The sequence below is a fragment of the Nocardioides sp. BGA-UO-ETr-FS32 genome (genome assembly GCF_059567905.1).
Genome location: NZ_JCAQOX010000017.1, coordinates 937,717 through 957,914 on the forward strand (window position 1 = coordinate 937,717; position 20,198 = coordinate 957,914).

Annotated in this window: 15 protein-coding genes; 10 read left to right on the plus strand and 5 right to left on the minus strand. The window is 72.2% G+C overall.

Annotated elements, in window-relative coordinates; genetic code table 11:
* Window positions 1–35 precede the first annotated feature (35 nt).
* Genes AC57BS_RS24675 through AC57BS_RS24690 form a run of 4 tightly spaced genes read right to left on the minus strand, consistent with a single transcriptional unit; the run spans window position 36 to window position 2,478 of the window.
* Window positions 36–656 (minus strand): UdgX family uracil-DNA binding protein, encoded by a 621-nt coding sequence (locus tag AC57BS_RS24675; protein WP_496414087.1) that lies wholly within the window; start codon window positions 654–656, stop codon window positions 36–38.
* A 51-nt stretch (window positions 657–707) separates the two neighbouring features.
* Window positions 708–1,571 (minus strand): fructosamine kinase family protein, encoded by an 864-nt coding sequence (locus AC57BS_RS24680; protein ID WP_496414088.1) that lies wholly within the window; start codon window positions 1,569–1,571, stop codon window positions 708–710.
* Window positions 1,571–2,083, minus strand: coding sequence for a low molecular weight protein-tyrosine-phosphatase (locus AC57BS_RS24685; RefSeq protein WP_496414089.1), 513 nt, complete (start codon window positions 2,081–2,083; stop codon window positions 1,571–1,573). Before AC57BS_RS24685 ends, AC57BS_RS24680 begins: the two co-directional genes overlap by 1 nt.
* Before the next feature lie 5 nt (window positions 2,084–2,088).
* Window positions 2,089–2,478 (minus strand): phage holin family protein, encoded by a 390-nt coding sequence (locus tag AC57BS_RS24690; RefSeq protein WP_496414090.1) that lies wholly within the window; start codon window positions 2,476–2,478, stop codon window positions 2,089–2,091.
* A 43-nt stretch (window positions 2,479–2,521) separates the two neighbouring features.
* Here AC57BS_RS24690 and AC57BS_RS24695 point away from each other — a divergent pair, with 43 nt between their 5' ends.
* The 8 genes from AC57BS_RS24695 (at window position 2,522) to AC57BS_RS24730 (ending at window position 16,433) form a co-directional block, all read left to right on the plus strand.
* Window positions 2,522–3,082 carry a VanZ family protein gene (locus tag AC57BS_RS24695; protein WP_496414091.1) on the plus strand — a complete coding sequence of 187 codons (561 nt, stop codon included), beginning with the start codon at window positions 2,522–2,524 and terminating at the stop codon, window positions 3,080–3,082.
* Between the two features lie 9 nt (window positions 3,083–3,091).
* Window positions 3,092–4,162: a histidinol-phosphate transaminase gene (gene hisC, locus AC57BS_RS24700; protein ID WP_496414092.1), complete on the plus strand. Its 1,071-nt coding sequence runs from the start codon at window positions 3,092–3,094 to the stop codon at window positions 4,160–4,162.
* Between the two features lie 31 nt (window positions 4,163–4,193).
* Window positions 4,194–5,183, plus strand: a complete 990-nt coding sequence (locus AC57BS_RS24705; protein ID WP_496414093.1) for a glutathione S-transferase family protein — start codon at window positions 4,194–4,196, stop codon at window positions 5,181–5,183.
* 596 nt (window positions 5,184–5,779) lie between these two features.
* Window positions 5,780–7,024, plus strand: a complete 1,245-nt coding sequence (locus AC57BS_RS24710; RefSeq protein ID WP_496414094.1) for a hypothetical protein — start codon at window positions 5,780–5,782, stop codon at window positions 7,022–7,024.
* Window positions 7,025–7,522: 498 nt separating this feature from the next.
* On the plus strand, window positions 7,523–12,439 hold the full coding sequence (locus tag AC57BS_RS24715) for a SpaA isopeptide-forming pilin-related protein (protein ID WP_496414095.1): 4,917 nt from the start codon (window positions 7,523–7,525) through the stop codon (window positions 12,437–12,439).
* Window positions 12,440–12,712: 273 nt separating this feature from the next.
* Window positions 12,713–13,870 carry a pyruvate dehydrogenase (acetyl-transferring) E1 component subunit alpha gene (gene pdhA / locus AC57BS_RS24720; protein WP_496414096.1) on the plus strand — a complete coding sequence of 386 codons (1,158 nt, stop codon included), beginning with the start codon at window positions 12,713–12,715 and terminating at the stop codon, window positions 13,868–13,870.
* Window positions 13,867–14,853, plus strand: a complete 987-nt coding sequence (locus AC57BS_RS24725) for an alpha-ketoacid dehydrogenase subunit beta (protein ID WP_496414097.1) — start codon at window positions 13,867–13,869, stop codon at window positions 14,851–14,853. Before pdhA ends, AC57BS_RS24725 begins: the two co-directional genes overlap by 4 nt.
* A gap of 11 nt (window positions 14,854–14,864) precedes the next feature.
* On the plus strand, window positions 14,865–16,433 hold the full coding sequence (locus AC57BS_RS24730) for a dihydrolipoamide acetyltransferase family protein (RefSeq protein ID WP_496414098.1): 1,569 nt from the start codon (window positions 14,865–14,867) through the stop codon (window positions 16,431–16,433).
* A 118-nt stretch (window positions 16,434–16,551) separates the two neighbouring features.
* Here the strand turns inward: AC57BS_RS24730 and AC57BS_RS24735 are convergent, their stop codons facing one another.
* On the minus strand, window positions 16,552–17,502 hold the full coding sequence (locus tag AC57BS_RS24735) for an NAD-dependent epimerase/dehydratase family protein (RefSeq protein WP_496414099.1): 951 nt from the start codon (window positions 17,500–17,502) through the stop codon (window positions 16,552–16,554).
* Between the two features lie 137 nt (window positions 17,503–17,639).
* Between AC57BS_RS24735 and AC57BS_RS24740 the strand changes: the two genes are divergently transcribed.
* Together AC57BS_RS24740 and AC57BS_RS24745 are read left to right on the plus strand one after the other, a co-directional pair.
* Window positions 17,640–19,118, plus strand: coding sequence for a coiled-coil domain-containing protein (locus AC57BS_RS24740; protein ID WP_496414100.1), 1,479 nt, complete (start codon window positions 17,640–17,642; stop codon window positions 19,116–19,118).
* On the plus strand, window positions 19,111–20,133 hold the full coding sequence (locus AC57BS_RS24745) for a DivIVA domain-containing protein (protein ID WP_496414101.1): 1,023 nt from the start codon (window positions 19,111–19,113) through the stop codon (window positions 20,131–20,133). Before AC57BS_RS24740 ends, AC57BS_RS24745 begins: the two co-directional genes overlap by 8 nt.
* Window positions 20,134–20,198: the final 65 nt, after the last annotated feature.

Consider the following 20,198-nt stretch of genomic DNA (forward strand, 5'->3'; position numbering starts at 1 on the left):
CAAGGATGCCACCGGCGCCTGAGGCGATCCTGAGATCAGGCGTACGGCGCAGCGAGGCGAAGGTCCTCGACCAGCGCACCGAAGGCCTCGTCGTAGCCGTCCCGACCGCGCAGCCGCAGCACCGCCGACGGGTGGGTGGTGACGACCACGGGACGGGCTGGTTCCTCGAGGAGGCGGCCGCGCACCTCGCCGATCTTGACGGTCCGGTCCAGCACGGCCCGCGCCGCTGTCGCTCCCATGGCGACCACGACCCCCGGCGCGACCGCCTCCAGCTCGGCCTCCAGCCAGGGACGACAGGCCGACAGGTGGCGTACGTCGGGCTTCTGGTGGATGCGCCGCCTGCCGCGCTGCTCGAAGCGGAAGTGCTTGACGGCGTTGGTGAGGTAGGCCGCGGACCGGTCGATGCCGGCCTCGGTGAGCGCCTCGTCGAGGACCTTGCCGGCCGGCCCGACGAAGGGCTCTCCCTGCTCGTCCTCGCGATCGCCGGGCTGCTCGCCGACCAGCATGATCCGGGCGGAGCGGTTGCCGCTCGAGAAGACCACCTGCGTAGCCGGCTGCCACAGCTCGCACCCGCGGCAGTCGTGCGCGGCCGACTCGAGGTCGGCCAGCTCGCGCGACTGAGGCACCCACGGGGCGGCGTCGGTCTGCTCGGCCATGCGCCCACGATGCTCCGCAACCGGGACGCCCGGAACAGCCGGACGGGTGGGTCAGGCGTAGCGCGCCGCGATCGTCCCGGCGCGGGCACCGTAGCCGCCGCCGAACATGCAGGCATGCACCAGCAGCGGGAAGAGCTGGTGGATCCCGAGCCGGTCCTCCCAGCCCTCGGCAAGGGGGTAGGCCTCGTCGTAGGCCGCCATCACTCGCGGCAGGTGCGTGAGCCCGAACAGGTGGAGCATGGCCAGGTCGACCTCGCGGTGGCCGCCGTGGGCCGCCGGGTCGATGACGTGGATCGCGAGGTCCTGGCCCCAGAGGCAGTTGCCGTTCCAGAGGTCGCCGTGCAGGCGTGCCGGCGGCTCGTCGGGGATGAGCGCACTCAGCCGGCCGATGACCGCCTCCACCGCCGCCGCGTCGGGCTCGGTGATCGCGCCGCGGTCGCGTGCGAGCTTGAGGTAGGGGAGCACCCGGCGCACGGCGTAGAACTCGGGCCACGAGTCGGCGGTCTTGTTGGGCAGCGGCAGTCGCCCGATGAACCCGTCGTGGTCGAGGCCCCAGCCGTCGGCCCCGGCGGCGTGGGTGGTGGCGAGCTGCTGGCCGAAGGCGACGGCCGCCTCGACAGGCGTCTTCGAGCTCTGCTCGACCCACGCGAGGATCACGCAGTCGCTGGCCGCGGCGAGGACCTCGGGCACCGGCACGCCGCCCTCGACCTCGGTGAGCCAGCGCAGTCCCGCGACCTCGGCCTCGAAGAACCCCTCGGGTGGGTGCGGCAGCGTCTTCATCAGCGCGGTCTGGCCGCTGGACAGGCGCAGCCGGGTCGCGGTCGAGATGTCGCCGCCGGCCACCGGCGAGGTCGCGACGACCGCGGAGCCGAGGAGCTGCTCGGCACGCCGGGCGACCAGTGGCTGACGAGCCATCAGGCGGGACCCTCGAGCGCGCGGGGGAGGGCAGCCACGATCGCATCGCTCGTGCGCTCGACCATCGCCAGCACCTCCTCGAAACCGTCGTCCCCACCGTAGTACGGGTCCGGGACCTCTCCACCCGGATCGACGGGATCGAGGTCGCGGAACATCCCGAGCCGGGGCGTCCGGCCGCCGACGTCGGCGAGGTTGGCCTCGTCCATCACGAGGACGAGGTCGTACGCCTCGGGCCAGGTCGCGTCGTACTGCCGGGCGCGGTGTCGGCTCGGGTCGTAGCCGGCGGTGGCCAGCGTGGCCGCGGCGCGCGGGTCCATCGGGTTGCCGACGTGCCAGCCGCCGGTGCCGGAGGACGCGACCTCGACCCGGTCGTCGAGACCGGCGTCGGCCAGGCGGCGCTCCAGGACGACGTGCGCGGTGGGCGAGCGGCAGATGTTGCCGAGGCAGACCAGCGCGATCCGGTAGCGGCCGGGCTCGCGGGCAGGGGGGAGGTCGGTGGGGAGGTCCGGCACCCGCATCAGTCCCGCGAGGGGAGGGCGATCCGGACGCCCCAGCCCACGACGGTGATGATGAGCGAGCCGACGAGCGCGTTCCAGAAGCCGTCGACGTGGAAGCCGAGGTCGAAGGCGTCGGCCAGCCACGCGGTGAGCAGCAGCATCAGGGCATTGATCACCAGGAGCAGGAAGCCCAGCGTCAGGATGATGAACGGCAGCGACAGCAGCTTGATGACGGGCTCGATGAAGGTCGAGACGAGTCCGAGGATGAGGGCGACGAGCAGCAGCGGCAGGATCTTCTCCTGCAGCTCGGCCTGCCCGTTGTCGGGGCCGTCGAAGTAGATCCCGGCCAGGAGCTGGGCCGCCACGGCCAGCCCGACGGCGTACGTCAGCAACCACGTCACGAAGCGCATGCGGCGAGACTAGCCAACGCCGCCCTCCGGCTACCCTCCCCGGATGGTCACGATCGGCGGCACGGGCGTGATGGTGCTCGGCGCCCTCGCGGCAGGAGTGGTGGCCGTGCTGCTCGCGCTCGCCACGCGTCGCCTGCTCGGCACCGTCTCAGCAGTGTCGGTCGCCGGCCTCCTGTGGTCGCTGGTCGCGATCGGGCTGGTGACGCTCGTGCCCACCCGGGCCGACGTCGGGGTCGTGCCCGCCGAGACCCGGAGCGAGTCGTGCTCGTGGGACTACGGCGGCCCGTCGGGAGCTGCCTTCGAGGTGCTCGGGTTCGACCAGCGCACCCTCAACGTCCTGCTCTTCGTGCCGGCGGGGATGTTCCTCGTGCTCGCGGTCGGCCGCTGGTGGTCCGGCGTCGCGCTCGCCCCGCTCGGGCTCGCGGCGCTGGCGGCGTACAGCCTCGGCATCGAGCTCGTCCAGCTCCAGCTCGCCCGACTCGACCGCGCCTGCGACGTGACCGACCTGGTCGACAACGTCCTCGGTGCGGGGCTCGGCTTCGCGATCGGCCTGTTGCTGCTGCCGGTGGTGCGGCCGTGGCGGGGACGACGAGCCCCTGAATAGGGTCCCCCTATGACCACGCCCCAACCTCGGCCCAACGTGCTCGCCATCCCTGCGTACGTCGCCGGCAAGCCGCCCGTCGCCCGACCCGGGCTGACGTCCTACAAGCTGTCGTCCAACGAGAACCCCTACCCGCCGCTCCCGGGCGTCCTGGAGGCCGCGACCGAGGCGGCGGCGCAGATGAACCGCTACCCCGACATGGGCAGCACGGCCCTGTACGCCGCGCTCGGCGAGGCGATGGGCGTGCCGGTCGAGGACCTGGCGGCGGCGACCGGCTCGGTCGGCCTGATCTACCAGCTCGTCAACGCCTTCTGCGAGCCCGGCGACGAGGTCGTCTATGCCTGGCGCTCCTTCGAGGCCTACCCCATCGCCGTCACCGCCGGTGGCGCGACGAGCGTGCAGGTGCCGGTGACCGCCGACGGTCGCCACGACCTCGACGCGATGGCGGCCGCGATCACCGACCGCACCAAGGTCGTCATCGTCTGCACGCCCAACAACCCGACCGGACCGGCCGTCACCCAGTCCGAGCTCGACGCGTTCATCGCGAGGATCCCCACCCAAGTGGTCGTCGTGGTCGACGAGGCCTACCTCGAGTTCGTCCGGATGGACGACGCCATCGACGGCATCGCGACCTACCGGCGCCACGACAACGTCGTGCTCACCCGCACGTTCTCCAAGGCGTACGGGCTCGCCGGCTTCCGCGTCGGGTACGCCGTGGCTCCCGCGCCGCTGGCCGCCGCGCTCCGTGCCGTCTCGCTGCCCTTCGGCGTCAGCCACGTCGCGCAGGCCGCGGCGATCGCCTCGCTGGCCGCGCAGGACGAGCTGCTCGCGCGGGTCGACGACCTCGTCGCGCGCCGCGCCGACCTCGTCGCCCGGCTGCGCGAGGTGGGCTGGGAGCTCCCCGACGCGCAGGGCAACTTCGTCTGGTTCCCGCTCGGCGACCGGGCCCTCGACTTCGCCGCCGCCTGCGGCGAGGTGGGGATCTCGGTGCGCCCCTTCGCCGGCGACGGCGTCCGCGTCAGCATCGGCGAGGCCGAGGCGTTCGACCGGGTCGTCGAGGTGGCTGCCCGCTTCGCCCCCTGAGCCGCCTCGGCACGGTCGGTATGGTTGAACTGTGAACGACACGGCGACGTACACCACCAAGGGCAAGCCCTTCGAGCGCGACATGTCCTACCTGCCCGACCGGGTCCTGGCGGGGGAGCGGTCGGCGGACCCGCTCGACGACCAGTTCCCCAGTGGCTCCAAGGACAGCCCGCGCGACGTCCCGGTGTGGCAGGCAGAGCCCGGCCGCTACCGCCTGGTCGCGGCCCGCGCCTGCCCGTGGGCGCACCGATCCATCATCGTGCGCACGCTCCTCGGCCTCGAGGACGTCATCTCGTGGGGGGCACCCGGGCCGGTGCACGACGACCGCAGCTGGACCTTCGACCTCGACGAGGGCGGCCGCGACCCGGTGCTCGGCATCGAGCGCCTCCAGGAGGCCTACTTCGCCCGCGAGGCCGACTACCCGCGCGGCATCACGGTCCCGGCGATCGTCGAGGTGGAGTCGGGCAAGGTCGTGACCAACGACTTCCCGCAGATCACCCACGACCTGTCCTTCGAGTGGCGCGAGCACCAGCGCCCCGACGCCCCGGACCTGTGGCCCGCCGACGTCCGCGAGGAGATGGAGGCGGTGATGAAGCGGGTCTTCACCGAGGTCAACAACGGTGTCTACCGCTGCGGCTTCGCCGGCTCGCAGGAGGCGTACGCCGACGCCTACGAGCGGCTGTTCTCGACGCTCGACTGGCTCGAGGACCGCCTCGCCGACCGTCGCTACCTGATGGGTGACGCGATCACCGAGGCCGACGTACGCCTCTTCACCACGCTGGTGCGCTTCGACGCGGTCTACCACGGGCACTTCAAGTGCAACCGCAACAAGATCACCGAGATGCCGAACCTCTGGGGCTACGCCCGCGACCTGTTCCAGACGCCCGGGTTCGCCGACGAGGTCGACTTCGAGCAGATCAAGCAGCACTACTACGTCGTGCACACCGACATCAACCCCACCCAGATCGTGCCCGTCGGGCCCGACGAGTCCGGCTGGCTGACGCCGCACGGCCGCGGCTGACCCCCGTCCGCGGGTAGGCCCCGGGGGACCGGTCTGGACCCCCAGCCCCTGACAGGCCGCCAACTCCGGCGTCTTCCCCGAGACTTCCCCCAGACCTCCATCAGGTACGCCGCCGCTCGGCCGTACCCGTCGCGTCCGCGCGTCCGGCGGCGCATCGTGGTCGCCGCACCACCACGGACCTCGCAGGACCGGCGCTCCCACCGGCCTGCGCCCTCCACCCAGGAGGAGAGCCGGGGCAGACGGACACCCACAAGTCCGCCGGCCCCGGCTCGTGGTGTTCGGAGCGGGCGCCCTTACGGATCGGGCGACTCCGGAGCGGCCGGAGCGGCGCCGGAGCGGCGCCGTCGCGGCGGGCGGGCCAGCGCCGGTGACCAATCCTGGGGAAATCATGCGTCGCCGATCCCGGCAAGTGGAGGGAGGTTGCCCCCACGCCTCCGAGAGGTACGCCACGCATTCGGCTCGGGCCGTTCCGAGCGCCATTCCATACCCCAGAGTTGGCAACTGGCGCAGTCGCTCGGTGAGGGAGGCCGCACCGAGGGCAACCTGCAGATGGCCCCTCGTCAGGGACCAGCGGGATCTACGCAAGGGGATGGAAGATGAACGCACGACACAAGGCCGCACCGACGACCGGGCGGCACGGGGTGAGGCGGGTCTTCGCTCTCCTCCTGCTGCTGCCGGCCCTTGCAGTGCTCGGAGCACAGGCGACCCCCGCGGCCGCCAGCGAGGTCTGCCCCGGCACGCACCTCTCGCCTCCGGACAACACCACCGAGTCGTTCACCTACACCGCCCCCGACGGCTACCTGATCGCCGGCTGGTGCGTGAAGGCCGGGCCGACCGCCGAGTACCACGACCTCTCCGGCGCGCCCGTCGCGTCGGTCACGATCGCGCACTCCAGCGGCAAGGAGATCAGCCACTACTCGGTGGTGCTCGTCAAGGCGCCCACGCCGGTGGCTCCGGCTGCTCCGACGGCGGTGGACGTGTGCGAACCCGCCACAGGTCCGACGAACGACCGGGTCACGATCCCGACTGACGCGAACTTCACCTACACGTTGGACGGCGCGGCTGTCGCGGCTGGTTCGGTCGTCGCGACGGGCACGACCCACACCGTGATGGCTGTCGCCAAGGACGGGGTGGTCGTCAAGGAGGGTGCCACGACGACGTGGACGTTCACGTTCACCAAGGTGCTGTGTGCCACCCCTCCGCCGCCGCCCACGCCGGTGGCTCCGGCTGCTGCGACGGCGGTGGACGTGTGCGAGCCCGCCACGGGTCCGACGAACGACCGGGTCACGATCCCGACTGACGCGAGCTTCACCTACACGTTGGACGGCGCGGCTGTCGCGGCTGGTTCGGTCGTCGCGACGGGCACGACCCACACCGTGATGGCTGTCGCCAAGGACGGGGTGGTCGTCAAGGAGGGTGCCACGACGACGTGGACGTTCACGTTCACCAAGGTGCTGTGTGCCACGCCTCCGCCGGTGGTCCCGCCCGTGGTCACGCCCCCGGTCGTGACACCCCCGGTGGTGACTCCTCCTGAGGTCCTGCCCGAGCAAGCCTTCGGCAAGGCCGTCGGCTCGGTGAAGGCCACCTGCCAGGGCACGGTCCGGGCCAAGCTGGTCAACCGGTCCGGCGAGAAGGTGGTCTACAAGCTCCGGGTCGGCAAGGTGGTCCACAAGATCGCGGTGAAGTCCCAGTCGAAGAAGAAGTTCGTGACGAAGGGCAAGCCGCGGGCACAGGTCACGTTGAAGGTCGGCTCCACCAGGCTCGACAAGCTCCGCATCCCGGCGTTGTGCGCGGCCCCCGAGGTCCTGCCCGACACCGGCATGCGAGGCACGGCCTGGTGACGGCCGCCTTCATCGCCGGGTAGCAGCAGCTGCTGCCCGAGCCTCCCCCCCCAGTGGAGGAGAGCCGGGGCAGACGGACACCCACGAGTCCGTCGGCCCCGGCTCGTGGTGTTCGGAGCCGAGGTGCGTACGGGTTGGGGCCTCCCGCTTCTCCCACGTTGGGTACGTGGTCTGGTCCGATCGGGCCCTATCCGGCTTGATACGCCAAGTTTCGGTCAAGCGCAGCCGGAAGTAGTCCCCGACCTCTGCTCAGCCGACGTGCCGTCCCCGTTCGGGGAGAGAACCTTCTGTCGGGACATGTGAGCCGTACGTCTTGGGGGCGTGCGGCGGCCACGGTCGACAGAACTGGGGTGTCGGTCACCGATCGACTTGGCAGTGGGGACTACTCGCACAGGGGGCGGGACAATGCATCGCGTACGCACGAACACCGGGACTGCAGGGCAGAAGCGGGGGACTCGAGGGGCACACGCCGCCGAAAGGCGACGGGGCCCAGGGGGGTTGAGGCGACTGCTCGCCCTCCTCCTGCTCGTCCCGGTCGTCGCCGTCCAGGCCACGACCTCGGCCGCGAGCGCGGCCGTCGTGGCGGGCTTCGAGATCGACGGCAACACGCCCGTCGACGGCGGCGGCACGGACTGGGCGGGGCTCGACGACGCCACCACCCACCAGACCGACCCGGTGGGCAACGCCGACACGAGCACGTTCAAGGGCAGCAAGGAGTTCGAGCACCCCTCCACCTGGGAGATCGGCACCGGACTCGCGCCCAACCAGGACGACATCTCCGACGTCTACGTCCACGACGCGGTCGTGGACGACGACATCTGGGGCTTCGTCGGTTTCCGCCGCTACACCACCAGCGGCGTGACGAACTTCGACGTCGAGTTCAACCGGCTGGAGAACGCCGGCGGCAGCACCTACCTGCCGCTGCGTTCGGGCGGGGACGTGATGGTCCGCTTCGAGCAGGACGGCAACAAGGGCTTCAGGCTCACGAACGCGTACTTCTGGCGGCTGCAGACCGGTCCCGACTGGACGGCCGGCTGCCTCGAGGTCAGCGGCTACTCGCCGGGCGCCGGCTGGTGCCCCGTCGACATCGCCCAGGTCCCCTTCACCGGCACCACGGGCGAGGGCGGGCTCTTCGGCGAGGGTGCGTTCAACTTCACCGCGCTCCTCGAGCTCGGCGGCGGCGACATCACCTGCCTGGGCGGCAACTTCGGCACGATGAACATCCGGACCTTCACCGGCAACGCCAACGAGTCCGCGCTCAAGGACTACGTCGACGCGGTCAGCATCGACGTCGGTGACACCTGCGGGGCCATGGAGATCCACAAGGTCGACCAGTTCGGCAACTCCGTCCCGGGTGCCACGTTCTCCATCTCGCCCAACCCGATCCCGGGTGAGAGCGCGAGCCCGCTCGTGATCACCGAGGGCGGGGCCGGCGACCCCGACGGCACCGCGAACGGCGCCATCGCCATCGACCCGGCCAGCCCGGGCACGTACACGGTGGTCGAGACCGCGGCCCCGGCCGGGTACGAGCTGCCGCAGCCGCTGTCCGCGCGTACGTGGACCGTCACGGTCGGCGAGAACGGTGAGGGCAGCGTCAACACCCCGTTGACCGTGACCGACCGCAGGTACTTCGCGGCCCCGGCGATCGTCAACGCCCCGCGCTACGACATCGACTACAACTGGCGTGTCACCAAGTCGGTGGCCGACCCGAAGAAGGTCGACGTCGCGGAGGGCACGTCCGCCGTCTTCGACTACGAGGTGCGGCTCGAGGCGCTCGACCCGACCAGGTCCGGCTTCGGCGGGACCGTCACGGTCACCAACCCGAACACCCTGCCCATGGTGGGGACCCTCTCGGCCGGGATCACCGGCGGCGCAGCGTGCACCATCAGCGCCACGGACGTCTCCGGCGCGGCCGGGCTCCAGGTCGACCTGGCGAGCGGGGCCAACCCGTTCACCTACACCTGTCCGACCGCGGCCCTGCCCGGTGGCACCACCGCCACCGTGACCTGGGCGGAGGCGACCTACCCGAGCTCCGAGGCGGGCGAGACCTACACGCGCTCCGACGCGAAGGCCTTCGCCATCGACCAGAAGACCGACGAGACCACGACCGTCACCGACACCTTCGACGGCGGCGCTGCGGAGGACCTCGGCACGTACGACTGGAACACCGTCCGGGCCTCGAACGACCCGGCGGCGCACACGGTGGTCGTCGCGACCTACTCGCGTGACATCGACGGGGTTCCCGGCGAGTGCACCGACTACCCCAACGTCGCACGCGAGTCGGCGGACGAGACCAGCGACCGTGAGACGGTCACGGTCTGCGTCGGCCGCAACCTCGACGTCACCAAGGACGCCACGCTGGGCTACCAGCGCGAGCTGCTGTGGGACATCGCCAAGTCCGGCCCCGGCACGGACTGGGTCGGTGAGGACGAGCAGGGCGACCTGAGGAAGACCGTCGACTTCACCATCGACGTCACCGCCGACGGCGTGAGCGACTCCGAGTGGGCGCTCACCGGCACGATCCTCATCGACAACCCCAACTCCTGGCCGGTGACGGTCGACGTGACCGACACGGTCGTGGTCGACACCAAGGTGCTCCAGTGCACCATCGACGGCGGCGCCTCGGTGGCCGTGCCGGCCAACGCGGTCGACCACCCCGTGACGTACGAGTGCCCGGGCGTCGAGCAGGGCGACTACGTCGGCGAGAACACCGTCACCATCGACTGGAGCGCGGACTCCCACGCCTACCCGAGGACCAGCGACAGCGACACCGTCGACGTCGAGGTGACGGGTGACCCGGAGCCGACCAACGCGACGGTCACGCTCACCGACCTGCTCGAGGGCGAGGACGTCACCGCGGACCTGCCGCAGTCGACGTTCGACTGGAGCACCGTCCACGCGATGACCGGCGACGCCGCGGCGAACCCGCCGCTCGCCGACCACACGCAGCGCCTCACCTACTCGGTGGAGCTCGACGGGGCGACCGGCGAGTGCGTGCCATACGAGAACCTCGTCACCATCGACCAGACGAAGCAGTCCGACGCCCACACGGTGACGCTGTGCTCGCCGGGCGTCGCCAAGACGGTCGTGGCCGACTTCGGGCGCAAGCAGCTGTGGAAGCTGACCAAGGACGTCGACAAGACCTTCGTCGAGGTCGGACCCGACGGCCAGGCGCGGTTCACCTACACCGTGACCGCCACCCCGGGCGAGGTCGTGCCGGACGGCACCGCTTCGTGGTCGGGCTCGATCGAGGTCACCAACCCCTCCGACGAGGTGCTGGTCGTCGACGTGGCGGACCTCGCCGACGTGGCCGGCTGGACGTGCGAGCTGGTCGACGACGGCACCGCGGTGGAGATCGCACCCGGAGGCAGCGTCGAGCTGGCGTACGGGTGCGAGGGGTCGGGCCACGCGTCCGGCACCAACACCGCCGAGGTGAGCTTCGGTGGCGAGGTCGTCACCGAGACCGTGGGCGTGGAGTTCGCGCCGCGGCCGGGCATCACCGACACCACCACGACCCTGGTCGACGACATCCCGAACGACGGCGTCCCGGCGCTGCAGTTCGACGTCGACGCGGCCGAGGGACCCAACGTGTTCACCTACTCCCGCGACCTCGGCGCTCCCGCAGGCGCCTGCGAGACGTACACGAACACCGCGGTGCTCGCCCTGACCGGCGACGACCTCAGCGCCGACCGTACGGTCCGCGTCTGCGAGGAGGCGCCGCTCGAGGTCGCCGTGGAGGGAGCCGGCAGCTACGGCATCACCTACCCGTGGACCATCGAGAAGGAGGTCGACCGGACCCGCGTCGAGGTCGACGCCGAGACCGGGCAGGCCGACTTCACCTACGAGGTGACGGTCCGGGCCGGCGAGAAGCAGCCGGCGGGCTGGACGCTGTCCGGCGACGTCACGGTGACCAACCCGAACACCTATGCCGAGGGCGACATCGAGGTCACCGACCTCGACGTCAGCACGGACGTCGGTGGTGGGGCGGTCTGCACCGCGACGCTCCCGGCCGAGCCCGTGGTCGCGCACGGTGACGACCTGGTCGTCGGGTTCTCGTGCGAGTTCAGCGGGGAGCCGGGCACCTCGGGCACGGTCACCGCGGACGTGACCTGGGACCCGGCCGGTGCCGCGACGAGCGACACCGAGTCCGCCTCCGGCGACGTCACCCTCACCGTGGGCGACGAGGTCGACCGGTTCATCGACGTCTGGGACGACCAGACCGACCCGGAGAACCCGGTCCTGCTCGACGAGGACCTGGAATGGTCCGCGGGCCTGGTGGAGTCGTACGGCTACACGCTCACGCACGACGGTGTGCCGGGGACGTGCGTCGACTTCACCAACACCGCGTGGCTCGCGCTCACCGGGGACGACCCCAGCGACAGCACGACGGCCACGGTGTGCACCGAGGCCCCGCTCGAGCTGGCGCCGACCGCGACGGCCGACCTGGCACGCGCGTACGCCTGGTCGATCGCCAAGGTCGCCGACGCCACCCAGCGCACGGCCGACGCCTCCGGCAACGCGACCTTCACCTACACGGTGACGGCCCGCGCCGGGGCGGCGACCGACTCCGGGTGGAAGCTGCAGGGCGCGGTGGAGATCGCCAACCCCAACCAGTACGCCGACGGTGACATCACCGCCGACGTCACGGCGGCGACCGACCTGGGAGGGGGCGCGGTCTGCACCGTCACCGGGGGCGCGGACGCCGTGGTCGCAGCGGACAGCTCGACGACCCTGCCGATCGCCTGCACGTTCGCGTCGAAGCCCGCGGGCTCCGGGACCGTGAGCGTGACGGCGACCTGGGACCCGCCGGGTGAGGCGAGCTCGACGTCTGTCACCGAGACCACGGGGCCGATCTCCTTCGGCGTCCGCTCGGAGACCAACAAGACGGTCCAGGTGGTCGACGACAAGACGGTCGCCGGTCAGCGGGTCGTCCTCGACCCGGCGCTCACGTGGGCAGCGGGCCTGGTCAGGAGCTACACCTACGACCTGACCCTGGCCGGGGGCGCGCCCGGTGCGTGCCAGGGCTGGACCAACACCGCGACGATCGACCTGCCGGTCGGTACGGACCCGACGGCGAGCGCTGCCGTGCTGGTCTGCACCCCGGCCGCCGAGGTCCTGCCCGAGCAGGCCTTCGGCAAGGCGGTCGGATCGGTGAAGGCGAGCTGCCAGGGCACGGTCCGGGCCAAGCTGGCCAACCGCTCCGGCGAGAAGGTGGTCTACAAGCTCCGGGTCGGCAAGAAGATCCACAAGATCGCGGTGAAGTCCCAGTCGAAGAAGAAGTTCGTGACGAAGGGCAAGCCGCGGGCAAAGGTCACGTTGAAGGTCGGCTCCACCAGGCTCGACAAGCTCCGCATCCCGGCGTTGTGCGCGGCCCCCGAGGTCCTGCCCGACACCGGCATGCGAGGCACGAGCTGATGACGGCCGCCTTCATCGCCGGGTAGCAGCAGCTGCCCGAACCTCCACCCCCCAATGGAGGCGAGCCGGCGCCGACGGGTCACCCACGAACCCGTCGGCGTCGGCTCATCCACGTCCCCGGGCCGGCGTACGCCTGATTGGTGCTGTCGGGCTCCGACAGATACCTTGACCCCCATCCTGTGGTCGGGGTCACACACGCCGGCGACCACGCGTGCAAGCCGTCGGCGTCCGGCGATCCCGTGACTGCCGCTGCCTGATTGTGAGGAGAGTGCGTTGTCCGATCCTGTGAGTTTCGGCCCCGACCTGGCGGACGTCTTCGGACCGTCCCAGACCGACGGTGGCCCCGAGCTCGTCCAGCTGCTCACGCCCGAGGGCGAGCGGGTGCACCACCCCGAGTTCGACCACGACTTCTCTGCCGAGGAGCTGCGCGGCCTCTACCGCGACATGGTGCTCACCCGGCGCATCGACGTCGAGGCCACCGCGCTCCAGCGCCACGGCGAGCTCGGCATCTGGGCCCAGCTGCTCGGCCAGGAGGCCGCGCAGATCGGCGCCGGCCGTGCCCTGCGCCCGCAGGACTACGTCTTCCCGACCTACCGCGAGCACGGCGTCGCCTACTGCAAGGGCGTCGACCCGCTCCGCCTGCTCGGCCTGTTCCGCGGCGTCGACCAGGGCGGCTGGGACCCCAACGAGAACAACTTCGGCCTCTACACGATCGTCATCGGCGCCCAGACGCTCCACGCCACCGGCTACGCCATGGGCATGCAGCGCGACGGTGTCGTCGGCACCGGCGACCCCGACCGCGACTCGGCCGTCATCGCCCACTTCGGCGACGGCGCGTCCTCGCAGGGCGACGTCAACGAGGCGTTCATCTTCGCCGCCTCCTACAACGCCCCCGTCGTGTTCTTCTGCCAGAACAACCAGTGGGCCATCTCCGAGCCGATCGAGCGCCAGACCCGCATCCCGCTCTACCAGCGCGCGCTGGGCTTCGGCTTCCCGGGCATCCGCGTCGACGGCAACGACGTGCTGGCGACGTACGCCGTGACGAAGGCCGCGCTCCAGCGGGCGCGCGAGGGCAACGGCCCGTCGTTCGTCGAGGCCTACACCTACCGGATGGGCGCGCACACCACGACCGACGACCCGACCCGCTACCGCCTCAACGACGAGCTCGAGCACTGGAAGCTCAAGGACCCGATCGAGCGGCTCAAGGTCTACCTGCGCCGCAACGGCCTGGTCGACCAGGCGTTCTTCGACGACCTCGACGCCGAGGCCAAGGAGCTGGGCCACCACCTCCGCGAGGGCTGCAAGGCGCTGCCCGACCCCAAGCCGCTCGACCAGTTCGGCTACGTCTTCAGCGAGATGACCGACGAGATCGCCGCGCAGCGCGACGAGTTCGCGGCCTACCTCGCTTCGTTCGAGGGGAGCCACTCGTGAGCAACACCCAGAAGATCACTCTCGCCAAGGGCCTCAACATGGGCCTGCGCAAGGCGATGGAGGACGACGACAAGGTCCTGCTGATGGGTGAGGACGTCGGCAAGCTCGGCGGCGTCTTCCGCATCACCGACGGCCTGCAGAAGGACTTCGGCGAGGACCGCGTCATCGACAGCCCGCTCGCGGAGTCCGGCATTGTCGGCACCGCGGTCGGCATGGCGCTGCGCGGCTACCGCCCCGTCGTGGAGATCCAGTTCGACGGCTTCGTCTACCCCGCCTACGACCAGATCGTGTGCCAGGTCGCCAAGTACACCTACCGCTCGCAGGGCAAGGTGAAGATGCCGATCGTCATCCGCATCCCCTTCGGCGGTGGCATCGGCGCGGTCGAGCACCACTCGGAGTCCCCGGAGGCGCAGTTCGCGCACACGCCCGGCCTCAAGGTGGTGGCGTGCTCCAACCCGGTCGACGGCTACTGGATGATCCAGCAGGCAATCGCCCACGACGACCCGGTGATCTTCCTCGAGCCCAAGCGCCAGTACCACGCCGACAAGGCCGAGCTCGACGACACCGCGACGCCCGACCCGCTGTTCACCTCGCGGGTCGTGCGCGCCGGCTCCGACGCGACGGTGCTCGCCTACGGTCCGACGGTGAAGACCGCGCTGAAGTGCGCCGAGGCCGCCGAGGCCGAGGGCCGCAGCCTCGAGGTCATCGACCTGCGCACGCTGTCCCCGCTCGACATGGCTCCGGTCTACGAGTCCGTACGCCGCACGGGTCGCTGCGTGGTCACCCACGAGGCGCACGTCAACCTCGGCATGGGCGCCGAGCTCGCCGCCCGGGTCACCGAGCAGTGCTTCTACTCCCTCGAGGCCCCCGTCCTGCGCGTCGGCGCCTTCGACACGCCCTACCCGCCGTCGCGGATCGAGGAGGAGTACCTCCCCGACCTCGACCGGGTGCTGGACGCCGTCGACCGCACCTTCGCCTTCTGAGAGGAACTGCCATGTCCGAATTCCTCCTCCCCGACGTCGGCGAGGGCCTCACCGAGGCCGAGATCGTGGCCTGGAAGGTCAAGGTCGGCGACACGATCGAGATCAACGACGTGATCGTCGAGATCGAGACCGCCAAGTCGCTCGTCGAGCTGCCATCGCCGTTCGAGGGCACCGTCCTCGCGCTGCTCGTCCCCGAGGGCGAGACCATCCCGGTCGGCACCCCGATCATCTCGATCGGTGCCGAGGGCGAGGCGCCGCCCGCCCCGTCCGCTCCCGCCGAGCAGACCGAGTCTGACCCCTATCTCGGCATGGCCGAGAAGGCGGGCGCCGCCGATGCGGCCGCGCAGGTCGACCCGGCTGACATCGACCTGTCCAACCCGGCCGCGTCCGGGTCGATGGAGGGTGCCTCCCTCGTGGGCCGGATCAAGGCCGAGCGTGGCCCGATGCGCCGGGCCCGCCGCGGCTCGGCCTCGCCGAGCACGGTCGCGGGCAGCCAGACCCAGATGCAGGTGCAGGGCGCGTTCTCGCCCGGCGGCGCGCAGTCCGACGACGTCATGCCCGCCGACGAGGCACCGGTCCCGGCCGTCGACCAGCGCCCCGCCCCGGCGGCAGCACCCGCGGAGGCCCTCGTACCGGCCGCGGCCCAGGCCGAGCCCAGCGACGTACGTGCCCTCGCCAAGCCCCCCGTCCGCAAGCTCGCCAAGGACCTCGGCGTCGACCTGTCGACGCTCGCCGGCTCCGGCCCGTCCGGGTCGATCACCCGCGACGACGTCCAGGGTGCGGCCAACGGCTCGGGCCCTGCCCGCACGCCGTCGGCCGCCGCAGCGTCATCCGGATCCGCACCCATGGCTGCGGCTTCGTATGACGCACCGCGCGAGCGCGAGACCCGCGAGCCCATCAAGGGCGTGCGCAAGATGATGGCGACGGCGATGAGCCGGTCGGCATTCACCAGCCCGCACGTCACCGAGTGGGTCACCGTCGACGTGACCGCGGCGATGCAGCTCGTGGCCCGCCTCAAGAAGCGTCCCGAGCTCCGCGACACCCGGGTCAGCCCGCTGCTGGTCCTCGCGCGCGCCGTCATCCTCGCGATGAAGCGCACCCCGGAGATCAACTCCTACTGGGACGAGGACGCGCAGGAGGTCGTCTACAAGCACTACGTCAACCTCGGCATCGCGGCCGCGACGCCGCGCGGCCTGGTGGTGCCCAACGTCAAGGACGCCGACTCGCTGTCGATGACCGAGCTGGCGCAGGCGCTGGGCGAGCTCACCGCCACCGCGCGCGACGGGAAGACGCAGCCGGCCGAGATGGCCGGCGGCACCTTCACGATCACCAACGTCGGCGTCTTCGGCGTCGACGCCGGCACCCCGATCATCAACCCGGGCGAGTCCGCGATCCTGTGCTTCGGCGCGATCAACAAGCGGCCGTGGGTGGACGAGGAGACCGGCGAGATCGTGGTGCGCGACGTGACGACGCTGGCGCTGTCCTTCGACCACCGCCACATCGACGGCGAGAAGGGCTCGCGCTTCCTCGCCGACGTCGCCGGGATGCTGTCCGACCCGGGGACCGCGCTCCTCTTCTGACTGACCGGGCACTTCGTGCCCGTCACGCGCACCGACCGGGCACTTCGTTCCGCTACACGGGGAGGAAGTGCCCGGTCGGCGTCCCGGACGGGGAGGAAGTGCCCGGTCGGCGTCCCGGTCAGCGGGCGTGCCAGGCCGCGAGCACCTCGGCCTCGCGCTCGGGCGAGAGGGCGGTGACCGGGGAGTCCAGGCAGCCGGGAGCGGTCTCGGCCAGCGGCCTCAGGCGCAGGCCGGCTGCGATGGCCGGGCTGGGATCATGCGCCAGCATGCCGTCGTACTCCGGGCGTGGCAGCCACAACGGCAGCGAGCCCTCGCCCATCCAGGGCACCACGCCCTGCGCCTCGAGGAACGCCGATTCGACCCACGTGAGCCGCGGGTAGGCCGCCCCGACGCCGGCAGCGGTGTGGGCCAGCAGCTCGCTGAGCGGCACGGGGACGCCCACGGCGTCGTACGTCCCGGTCGTACGGGTCTCCGCGAGGTCGAGCAGCCAGGCGGCGAGGTCGCGTACGTCGATCACCTGCACCACGTCGTCGGGACGCCCGGGGGCCAGCACCTCGCCGCCCCGGGCGAGGCGCTGCGGCCAGTACGCGAAGCGCCCCGTCGGGTCGCCGGGCCCGACGATCAGGCCCGGTCGGGCGACCACCGACGACGCCGCCGTCGAGCGGACGGCCTGCTCGCAGGCGACCTTCATCCCGCCGTACGCCTCGGGGTCGACGGTGAGGTCGACGTCCTCCTCGATCGGGTCGAGCAGCGGCTCCGTCGCCGGCGAGCTGTTGTCGGCGTACACGCTGACGGTGGACACGAAGACCCAGTGCGCCCGCGCCGTGGCCGCCACCGCCCTGCGGACCTGGGAGGGGAGCCGGGCGACGTCCACCACCGCGTCCCAGGCCCCGGACCCGACCTCCGCGGGCACGTCGTCGGCGCGGTCCCACGGCAGGTGCGTCGCGCCGTCGGGGACGGTGCCGGAGGTGCCGCGGCAGGCGCAGGTGACGTCCCACCCGCGGGCGACGGCCTGCTCTGCCACCTCGCGGGAGAGGAACCGGGTCCCACCGAGGACGAGGAGTCTCATGGCCCCACCCCAGCGGGTGGGATACTCGCGGGGCAAGGGTTTTCGCTGAGGGCGCAACCGATGGCTCGGGACCTTTGTCAGGCGCGGTCCCGCGCTGCGACAATGAGGTCCTCGGATCGTGTGGAAGGAGCGGGCGGATGGCCCAGGACGCCGCCGCGGCAACTTCGGGCGAGCCCACCACCTCGGCCCTGCTGGCCCGCGCCCAGCAGGTCGCCGACCAGCTGGTGAGCGAGGCCCGGCAGGAAGCCGATGCCCTGACCGTCGAGGTGGGCGCCCTCCGCGAGGAGCTGCGCACCCTCAAGGCCGAGGCCGAGGCGGACCGCGCCGAGGCCGGCCGCGCCCGGCGGCAGGCCGAGGAGGTGCTGGCCGGGGCGTCGGAGGAGGCCGCGACCATCGTCGTCGACGCCAACGAGCAGGCCGCCCTGCTGATGTCGTCGGCCTCGGCGGCACGCGACGAGCAGGTCGAGGCCGCGCGCGTCGAGGGCGACCGGCTCCGCGCCCAGGCGCAGGAGGACGCCGTCGCGCTCCGCGCCGAGTCACAGGAGCTGCGCGACACCGCGGCCACCGAGACGTCCGCGCTCCTCGACGGCGCACGCGCCGAGGCCGAGGCCACCGTCGCCGCAGCGCAGGAGACGGCCGCGCGCCTCGTCGAGGAGGGCCGGGCCGGGGGCCAGCGCCACCTCGACTCGGCCATGACGGAGGCCGAGTCGCTGCGGGCCACCGCCTCGACCGAGTCGGCCCGGATGCGTGACGAGGCCGCCCTCCACGTCGAGGAGATGCGCCGCACCACGGGCGCCGAGGTCGACCGGATGCGCCGCTCCGCGGAGGAGACCCTCGCCGCGGCTCGCGCGGAGAGCGAGGAGAAGCTCCGCCAGGCCGCCGAGCAGACCGAGTGGGCCACCTCGACCGTACGCTCCGTGCTGGCCGGCGCCGCGACGGAGGCCGACGCCATCCGCAAGGCCGGCCACGCCGACGTCGCTGCCCACACCCGGCTCGTACGCCGTCGTCTCCAGGCCGTGATCGCCGCCGTCGCCGGGCGGATGGCCCTCCAGCTCGCCGACGCCCAGCAGCGCGCCGACGACATCGCCCGCGCCGCGGGCCTCGCGACCGCGGAGATGGAGAGCGACGCCAAGGCCGCTCTCGCGCGTGCCGAGGCCGAGGCGGCCCGCATCGTCGCCGATGCCACCGACGAGTCGGAGCGGGCCGTCGAACGGCTCGAGCGCCGCCGGGCCGAGGCGGAGTCCGGTGCTGCGAGCCTGCGCTCGCTCGTCGCCGAGGAGGTCACCCGCAGCCGGGCCGAGGCCGCCGAGGACCGCCGCCGGGCCCGCGAGGAGTCCGTCGCGCTCGTCGCCGAAGGCCGCGCCGAGGCCGACCAGCTCCGGGAGAGCGCCCGCCGGGCCGTCGAGCGCGCCCGTGCCGAGATCACCGACCTCCAGGCGCAGCGCGACGGCATCGCCGCCGAGCTCGGCCAGCTGTCCGGCGTGATCGAGGCCCTCGCCGTGCCCGAGCGCCGCCAGGCGACCCCGGACGAGGTCCCCACCGACAGCACCACCCCATCCCCCGCAACCCCCCACCCCCACCACTCCCCGTCACCCCTGGAGAACCCCGATGCCTGAAGACATGTTCACGACCGTGCGCCGCGGCTACGACCCGAGCGAGGTCGAGCGGGCCGTCGGGCAGGCGCAGGCCGAGGTCGCCGAGCTGCGCAGGCGGCTCGAGTCCGCCGAGGCCGCCGCCGAGCAGGCCCGCAACGAGGCCGCCGCCTCCCGCGACGCCCTCGTCTCGCGCGAGGCGCAGGAGCCGGAGCTGCCGACCTACGAGCACCTCGGCGAGCGCGTCGGGCAGATCCTCTCCCTCGCCGAGACGGAGGCCGCCGAGATCCGCGACCGCGTGCTCGGAGAGGTCGAGACCCTGCGCAAGGAGGCCGAGCAGGAGGCAGGGGCGATGCGCGCCGACGCCGACCGCTACGCCGAGGAGACCCGACGCGACGCCGACGCCGACGGTGCCCGGCTGCTCGCCGACGCCCGCAAGGCCGCCGACGGTGAGCGCGACGCCGCCGAGCGCGACGCCTCCGCCCGCCGCGCCGAGGCCGAGGCCCTCCACGAGGACGCCCGCGCCAAGGCCGCCCAGTCCGCGGCCGACTTCGAGACCACGCTGGCCGAGCGGCGCCAGAAGGCGACCGCCGAGTTCCAGGCGCAGCAGGCCGCCACCCAGGCCGAGCTCGACGCGATGGCCGCGCGCAGCAAGGACACCGAGGCCGCGCTCGAGCGCAGCCGCGCCGAGGCCGAGGAGCGCATCGCGCGGATGCTCGCCGACGCCGAGGAGCGCTCCACCACGATGGTGGCCGAGGCGCGCGCCTCCGCCGACCGCGTACGCGCCGAGTCCGACCGGGAGCTCGCCGCGGCCGCCCAGCGCCGCGACAGCATCAACGCCCAGCTCTCCAACGTCCGCCAGATGCTGGCCACCCTGACCGGCACGGTGCCCGGCGTCGCCCTGCCCGGCGAGCCCGCTGCAGACGTACCTGCTGAGGAGCCCGAGGCCGTGACCGAGGCCGAGGTCGTCGAGGCCCAGGACGAGGCGGCCGCCGAGGCCGCCGAGCGCGCGGACGGGAGCGCCCCCGAGGAGCGGTGAGCCACGCAGGTTCTCGGGCTCGAGAACCTGCGTCACCCACCGCCGGGGCACGCGGTGCGGTGCGA